At 70.5% G+C, this 7,773-nt stretch carries 6 protein-coding genes; 3 read left to right on the top strand and 3 right to left on the bottom strand.

The features are described 5' to 3' along the window. Positions 1–502 precede the first annotated feature (502 nt). The gene (gene trpS, locus KN815_RS34095; RefSeq protein ID WP_216345714.1) at positions 503–1,522 is read left to right on the top strand and encodes a tryptophan--tRNA ligase; all 1,020 of its coding nucleotides are present in this window, start codon (positions 503–505) and stop codon (positions 1,520–1,522) included. A gap of 19 nt (positions 1,523–1,541) precedes the next feature. Here trpS and proC read toward each other — a convergent pair whose 3' ends face one another. Together proC and KN815_RS34085 are read right to left on the bottom strand one after the other, a co-directional pair. Further along, on the bottom strand, positions 1,542–2,351 hold the full coding sequence (gene proC / locus KN815_RS34090) for a pyrroline-5-carboxylate reductase (protein WP_216345713.1): 810 nt from the start codon (positions 2,349–2,351) through the stop codon (positions 1,542–1,544). A gap of 333 nt (positions 2,352–2,684) precedes the next feature. Further along, positions 2,685–3,023 (bottom strand): hypothetical protein, encoded by a 339-nt coding sequence (locus KN815_RS34085; protein ID WP_216345712.1) that lies wholly within the window; start codon positions 3,021–3,023, stop codon positions 2,685–2,687. 199 nt (positions 3,024–3,222) lie between these two features. Between KN815_RS34085 and KN815_RS34080 the strand changes: the two genes are divergently transcribed. After that, positions 3,223–4,761: a SulP family inorganic anion transporter gene (locus KN815_RS34080; protein ID WP_216345711.1), complete on the top strand. Its 1,539-nt coding sequence runs from the start codon at positions 3,223–3,225 to the stop codon at positions 4,759–4,761. A 95-nt stretch (positions 4,762–4,856) separates the two neighbouring features. On the opposite strand, the gene KN815_RS34075 is transcribed toward KN815_RS34080, so the two are convergent. After that, positions 4,857–5,192 carry an SH3 domain-containing protein gene (locus KN815_RS34075; protein WP_216345710.1) on the bottom strand — a complete coding sequence of 112 codons (336 nt, stop codon included), beginning with the start codon at positions 5,190–5,192 and terminating at the stop codon, positions 4,857–4,859. 146 nt (positions 5,193–5,338) lie between these two features. On the opposite strand from KN815_RS34075, the gene KN815_RS34070 reads away from it, so the two are divergent. Then, on the top strand, positions 5,339–7,705 hold the full coding sequence (locus KN815_RS34070) for a serine/threonine-protein kinase (RefSeq protein ID WP_216345709.1): 2,367 nt from the start codon (positions 5,339–5,341) through the stop codon (positions 7,703–7,705). The last annotated feature ends 68 nt before the right edge of the window (positions 7,706–7,773 follow it).

The following is a 7,773-nucleotide window of genomic DNA, read 5'->3' as shown; positions in this document are numbered from 1 at the left end:
CCAACCTTACCAGATCCGTTTTCCGTTCCGTTTCCGGTCCGAATTCCGTTTCCGGCCCCCTGCTGGAGCGGGGTCTTTCGCGCCTTCCGGCGTGATCACTACTTTAGCGGATTCCCCCGGAAGCTCATAATCGAGCTTCCCGATCCGAATTCCGGCATGCCGAAATCCATCCCGATGAGGGGCCGTACAGAAGTGGTTTGCCGCCGGTGCGGCTCGAGTGGCTGCCGCGTTTCCCCGCAGGGCTCCGTGGCAACTCGGTGAACAGTACACGACGCCCCGAGGACCATCAAACTCATGGCCGGACGCCCCGTCAGGGCGTACCGTCTAGGGCATGACGAGCGCATGTGTACACCCACGGTGGTGGGCCGCCTGACGGCGGCCGCCTCTATCCACACATGCGCAACCACGGCCGCCGCTCCGGCGGCCGTTCGCGTATCTCCACTCCCCGCGAAGCCCGGCCGGCCGGGTCGGCGGTCCCGATACAGCGGGAGATGGCAGAGAGATGACGGAAACGAAGACCGCACGGCGCCGGATCTTCAGTGGGATCAAACCGACCGGGCATCTGACCCTCGGCAACTACCTCGGGGCCGTACGCGGGTGGGTTCAGCAGGACCAGCACCGTGCCGACGCGCTGTTCTGCGTCGTCGATCTGCACGCGCTCACGGTGGAGCACGATCCGGCACGGGTGCGGCGGCTCACCCGGCAGGCCGCCACGCTGCTGCTGGCCTCGGGCCTCGACCCCGAGCAGTGCACCCTGTTCGTCCAGAGTCAGGTGGATGAGCACGCACGGCTGTCCTATCTCATGGAGTGCACGGCCACCGACGGCGAGATGCGGCGGATGATCCAGTACAAGGAGAAGGCCGCGCGGGAAGGGGCGAGAGGGCGGAGCGTACGGCTGTCGCTGCTCACCTATCCGGCGCTGATGGCGGCCGACATCCTCGTCTACGGCACGCATGAGGTGCCCGTCGGCGAGGACCAGACGCAACATGTCGAGCTGGCCCGGGATCTGGCGCAGCGGTTCAACCAGCGGTACGGACCGGTCTTCACCGTGCCCCGGGCCACCCATCCGCGGGTCTCGGCGCGGGTGATGGATCTACAGGACCCCACCTCGAAGATGGGGAAGTCGCATGCGGAGACGGCGGGCATCGTCTATCTGCTCGATGAGCCGGACGTGGTGCGGAAGAAGATCATGCGGGCCGTCACGGACAGCGGAACCGAGGTGCGGTACGACCGGACGGAGCAACCGGGGGTGGCCAATCTGCTGGATGTGCTCGCCTCGTGCACCGATGGCAAGCCGGAGGTGCTGGCCGGGGAGTTCAGCTCGTACGGGGCGCTGAAGGGGGCCACGGCGGAGGCGGTGCTGGAGCTGCTGCGGCCGCTTCAGGCCCGGCACGCGGAGCTGTGCGCCGACCCCTCTTATGTGGACGGGGTGCTGCGGGCCGGGGCCGAGCGGGCGCGCGGGGTGGCCCGGCCCCGGGTGGACGAGGCGTATGCGGCGGTCGGGCTGCTGCCGCCCGCCTGACCGAAGCGGCCGGCCGTTGTCAGCCGTTGCCGGAGGCGAGCTCGCGGCTGCGGTCGCGGGCCGCCTCCAGCGCGGCGATCAGCGCGGCGCGCACCCCGTGGCTCTCCAGCTCTCGGATGGCGTTGATCGTGGTGCCCGCCGGGGAGGTCACGGCCTCGCGCAGCTTGACCGGGTGCTGATCGCTGTCGCGCAGCATCACCGCGGCGCCGATGGCCGCCTGGACGATCAGGTCATGGGCCTTGTCGCGGGGCAGGCCCAGCAGGATCCCCGCGTCGGTCATGGCCTCGACGAGGAAGTAGAAGTAGGCCGGGCCGGAGCCGGAGAGGGCGGTCGCGGCGTCCTGCTGGGACTCGGGGACGCGCAGCGTCTTGCCGACGCCGCCGAAGATCGCCTCGGTGTGGACCAGGTGCTCCTCGGTGGCGTGGCTGCCCGCCGAGATGACGGACATGGCCTCGTCGACCAGCGCGGGGGTGTTGGTCATCACGCGGACGACCGGGGTGCCGGTGGCCAGGCGCGCCTCGAAGAAGGAGGTCGGGATGCCGGCGGCGCCGGAGATGACCAGCCGGTCGGCGGGGACGTGCGGGGCCAGCTCATCGAGCAGGGTGCCCATGTCCTGCGGTTTGACGGTGAGGATGAGCGTGTCGGCGGACTTGGCGGCCTCGGTGTTGGAGACGGCCTCGACGCCATGGCGCGAGCGGAGCTCCTCGGCGCGCTCGGGGCGGCGGGCCGTGACCAGGAGGTCGGACGGCGACCAGCCACCTCGGATCATTCCGCTGAGAAGGGCTTCACCGATCTTTCCCGTGCCGAGCACGGCGACCTTCTCCGTCATAGTGCGGCTCTCCTCAAACCTGAGCGGGTCATGCTGTGCTGCCTGTGTGTTCTCGGCCATCTTCCCACGGGTGGCGCATTCCCTGCTGCTCTTATGAATTACTTATTCGTCGTTCGATGAATTAAATTTTCGCGCCATCCGGCGTGACCAGCGGGCCGCTTTGCGCCAGCGCCTATGGGGGCGCCCGGAACCCACCAGTCCTGTTCGATGACTCCGAGTTCACAAGTCGGTTACATATCGACTTGCAAATGGTCACGGTCTCATGGAGACAATGGGGGTCGGTGTCTATACGTACGGGAAGGGGGCGATGGTGAGGAGCATTCGGCATACCGCTCACGTACTGGTAACGGCGGTAGCCGTGTTGCTTGCCCTCTTCATCGCTGCTGATTGCGCGTCCGCGCAGGTCATCCATCCCGAGACGAGCAGCGTCACCGCTTCAGCCGATCCGCGGCCGGTCACGGAATCATCGACCTCCGCGCACGGCGACCACGGAACAGAAGATTGCAAGGGGCTCCGTGGACGGGCCCCGCTGACCGCTCCCACACCGAGCGGCAAATACGGATGTGTGTGCGGTTGCGATACCGGTGTTCCGGTGCCGCGTACCGCTATCTCCACATCGATCACCGAACGGCGAGCCGTTCCGGTGTCGAGATCGGGCGAACTGCCCGTCATCCTCCAGATCTTCCGCTGCTGAGAGCTACACCGCCGTAGCCCGGCGGTTCATCTCGCACCGTTTCAACGCTTTTCACGCTTCTCACAGCAAGCGATCTCAACCGCCAGCGACCGATTCCATCGATCCCACTGACGTAGCGCTATGCCGTGCCCCCGCCTGCCCATGAGCCGGTGACGGGGCGCACTGGAGGCAGCCCTCATGCGAAACTCTCTCCTTGACCGTTTCCGTGGTGCCGGAGGCACCTCAGGCTCATCAGGCGCCAAGGCATTCCGCGCCGACTTCACCGCTTCTCTCGTCGTCTTCCTCGTCGCCGTGCCCCTGTGCGTGGGGGTGGCGGTGGCCTCGGGTGTTCCGGCCGAGCTCGGCCTGATCACCGGCATCGTCGGCGGGCTGGTCACCGGTCTCCTGCCGGGCAGCAGCCTTCAGGTCTCCGGCCCGGCCGCGGGTCTGACCGTGCTGGTGTACGAGGCCGTGGAGCAATACGGCGTCGCCGCACTCGGCGTCCTCGTCCTGATCTCCGGACTGCTACAGCTCGCCATGGGCGCGCTCGGCCTCGGCCGCTGGTTCCGGGCGATCTCCGTCGCCGTGGTGCAGGGCATGCTCGCGGGCATCGGCCTGGTGCTGATCGCCGGACAGCTCTATGCGCTCGCCGACGCCAAGGCGCCGACCAGCGGGCTCGACAAGATCTTCGGCATTCCGGAGCTCATCGGGGATGTGGCCGGTTCCGGGGACGCCCTGAAGGCGCTCGCCGTGGGCGTCGGCACCATCGCGGTCCTGGTGCTGTGGCCGCGTTTCCGCCAGGGTGCCAAGGTGCTGCCCGCGCCGCTGGCGGCCGTCGCGCTCGCCACGGCCTCGACCGCGATCTTCGACCTGCCGATCGCGCGAGTCGAGGTCAAGGGTCTGCTGGACGCCATCCAGCCGCCCGGCGGCAGTGAGTTCCAGGCGCTCGCCGAGGTGGGCGTCATCGGCACCGTGCTCGCCTTCACGCTGATCGCCTCGGCCGAGAGCCTGTTCAGCGCCGCGGCCGTGGACCGGCTGCACGACGGTCCGCGCACCGACTACGACAAGGAGCTGATGGCGCAGGGCGCGGGCAACGCGGTGTGCGGCGTCCTCGGCGCCCTGCCGATGACCGCGGTGATCGTGCGGAGCGCGGCCAATGTGCAGGCCGGCGCCAAGACCAAGGCGTCGCGGGTGCTGCACGGTGCGTGGCTGCTGATCTTCGCGGTGCTCTTCCCCTCGGCCCTGGGCATCATCCCGGTCGCGACCCTCGCCGGTGTGCTGGTGTACTCGGGCTGGAAGCTCATCCCGACCAAGGACCTGGTGCCGCTGTGGCGGTCCCACCGCGGTGAGGCGATCATCCTGGTCGTCACCGCCGGCGCGATCGTGATCACCAATATGTTCGAGGGCGTGATCATCGGTCTGCTGATGGCCGTGGCCAAGACCGCCTGGGAGACCTCGCATGTGCATGTCGAGGTCAGCGGGCTCGAGGACGGCGACGGTGCCGGTGCCGACGACAAGCCGCTGCACGTTCGGGTGCGCGGTCACGCGACCTTCCTGCGGCTGCCCAAGCTGCTGGACGAGCTGGAGGGGCTGCCCCGTGAGCGGGAGATCGAGCTCGACCTGACCGGGCTGCGCCATGTGGACCACGCCTGTGAGATGGCGCTGGCCACCTGGACCGAGCGGCACAACGCGGTGGTCAAGCGGGACGCCGCCCTCGAGGAGCGGATCCCGGCGTAACGAACGCCTGAGGGGACACGCCCCCTTCCGTCGTCCGGCCCCCGGCGCCGCCCTCGCGGCTCCGGGGGCCGGCTGCGCTCCGGCCGTGCGTCAGATCAGCCGCAGGGCACGGTGACGAAGCCGTCGCTGCCGGTCCTCACATAGGCGTCGGACACGTACTGGCCCGGGGCGATGCTGTCCCAGATGTCCGTGGTGCCATACGGTCCGGAGACCTTCTCGCCGTGCCGCTGGCAGCGGATGGGGACACGGGTGTTGTACGGCAGCACCTTGACGACTCTGTGGTTGGTGCCGGGCCCGCTGCGGACGTTCACCTGGTAGCCGGGCGCGGTCGGATAGGTGATCGCTCCGGCGGTGGCCGTGACGTCGGCTGCTTCCGTGCCGTTCGCGGTGTCGGTGGTGGCGACGGTTTCCGCGGTCTCTTCAATGGCCATGACGGCCCCTCCCCCGTTGAACTTCTTTCCGAAGTTGTGCACATGTCGTGTGAAGTGACACGACATGCGGAGGCTAACAAGGCTCGCACGTGTCATCGACTAGGCTCGCCGAGTCGCGAATGCGGCCGAATTCACGGGGGTGGGGCATGCCGCCGGTGCACAGAGCCGGGACGGGGCCGGAAGCGGAGGATCCGGAATACGCCGGGCAATACCGGCTCGAGGCACACCTCGGATCGGGTGGCATGGGCGTGGTCCATCTGGCCCGCTCGCCCTCGGGACGGCGTCTCGCGGTGAAGGTCGTCCATGCCGCGTATGCCGAAGACCCCGAGTTCCGGGCGCGGTTCCGGCAGGAGGTGGCGGCCGCCCGGCGGGTCAGCGGCGCGTTCACGGCGCCCGTGGTGGATGCCGACCCGGAGGGGCCGAGGCCCTGGATGGCCACCCTCTACATCCCCGGCCCGACCATCGCCGAACACGTCAAGCGGAGCGGCCCGTTGGCGCCGGACGAGACGGTGCAACTGGCCGCGGGGCTCGCGGAGGCGCTGCGGGACATCCATCGGGTGGGCGTGGTGCACCGCGATCTCAAGCCGAGCAATGTGCTGCTCGCGGCGGACGGCCCGAAGGTCATCGACTTCGGCATCTCGCGACCGTCCGACAGCGAACTGCGCACCGAGACAGGGCAGTTGATCGGCACTCCGCCGTTCATGGCGCCGGAGCAGTTCCAGCGGCCGCGTGCGGTGGGCCCGGCGGCGGATGTGTTCGCGCTGGGCTCGCTGCTGGTGCACGCGGCCACCGGGCGGGGGCCGTTCGAGTCCGAGAGCCCGTACATCGTGGCGTACCAGGTGGTGCACGACGAGGCGGATCTGGCGGGGGTGCCGGATGAGCTGCTGCCGCTGATCCAGCGGTGTCTGGCCAAGAACCCCGAGGACCGCCCCACGCCCGACGCCCTGATGACGGTCCTGCGCGCCGTCCGCGGCCCTCATCCGCCGGTGTCCCGCAGCCCCTTCCCGCTGGTGCCGCAGCAGCGGACGCCGGGGCCGCATTCCCTGCCGGGGGGCGGGCGCGGGGAGCAGGTCGGGGGCGGGGAGCCGGTCGGGGGCGGTACGGATACGCATGTGAAGGCGGCCTCCGAGGCCGCGCCCCGGCTCAAGGAGGGCGTGCAGGCCGAGCCGGAACGGGGCGCGGCTGAGCCCGAGTCGGTGGCGGGTTTGCCGGTGGCGGGTGGGCCGGTGATGGGCCAGCCCGTGGCCGATGGGCCGGTGGCGCGGCGCCGGGGGATCCGGCGGTGGGCCCTGTCCGGGCTCGCGGCCCTCGTGCTGCTGGGCGCGGGCACGGTCGTCACGCTGCGCCCGTTCGGCGGCGCGGACGCCTCCGATGGCCGACAGCCGCGGAACAGCGCGGCGACCGCGGAGGCGTGGCGCCCCTGGAAGACGGGGCTGGACGTCGGAAAGTCCGCGGGCTCGGGGGCGCGGCCCGCGTTCTGCTCGTACGGAGCGGGCGCGCTGTACTGCACTCGGCGCGGTGTCGACGCTGCCCGGGTCGATCCGGACGACGGCCGGGTGGTCTGGTCGCGGCCGTCCGCGGCCGGGGGCCCCGGTGATGGCGAGGCGCTCTCCGCTCCCGTGTTCTCCGGCGGTCTGGTGCAGACGGTGTCGCCGGACGGCGGGCGGCTGCGGGCGCTCGACCCCACGACCCACGACGTCCGCTGGAGCCGCGAGGTGTCCCGTTACGACGGCGGCGTCTACTCCTCGGGCGACACCGTGCTGCTGACCGCGCCGGACGGCACGGTCACGGCGGTGAACGGCGCGACGAACAAGGAGCGTTGGAGCCATCGGCTGCCCGGCCACGCCCGGCCCGCCTTCTTCTCGTACGGCGACGGCCGCACGGCGTACGCCGTGACCGCCGCGGGCGATGGCGCGCACACGCTGGTCACGGCGGTGGACACGGTGCGCGGTGACACGCGCTGGCATGCCTCGCTCAGCGGCAACCTCACCCCGGCCGGGAGCGGCCCGGGCGGGGTGCTGCTGCTGACCGAGACGGACACCCAGACCCGTACCACCGCCGTCGTCCGCTACGACCCGGAGCGACGCAAGGCTCGGCGGGTCGCGCTGTCCGCGCCGGTGTCCGCGACCAGTGCCGTCACCAGCGGCGACCGGGTGTATGTGCTGGGCGCGGACGGCGGGTTGGTGGCCGTCGACACCGGGCGCGAGGGTGCGGCGCGGGCGCGGGCGCGGCTCTGGCGCCTGGAGACCTCGGTGGCCAACGCGTCGCCGCTGGTGGCGGCGGACGGACGGCTGTACTTCTCGGCGGCTGACGGCAGGCTGCTGGCCGTGGACGCCGAGCGGGGCGAGGTGATCGGCGAGACCCGCGGATCGCGCGGGTCACGCGGGGGCGCGGCCGGGCGTGGCTTTCTGGATCTGATGCCTGCGCCGGTGGCGGCGGACGGGAAGGTGTTCGCGACGGGGCCGGATGGGACGGTGTTCGCGGTGGATGGGCGGGATCCGGCCGGCTGGTGAGCCACGACGGGGTGCCGGTGCGAGCCGGGGCTACGACACGGCGGAGCCGCATATCGTTGTTTTCCCCT

The sequence above is a fragment of the Streptomyces niphimycinicus genome, assembly GCF_018883605.1.
Classification (GTDB): domain Bacteria; phylum Actinomycetota; class Actinomycetes; order Streptomycetales; family Streptomycetaceae; genus Streptomyces; species Streptomyces niphimycinicus.
The sequence above is the reverse complement of the archived record's forward strand: the minus strand, read 5'-3'. Positions and strand labels throughout refer to the sequence as shown.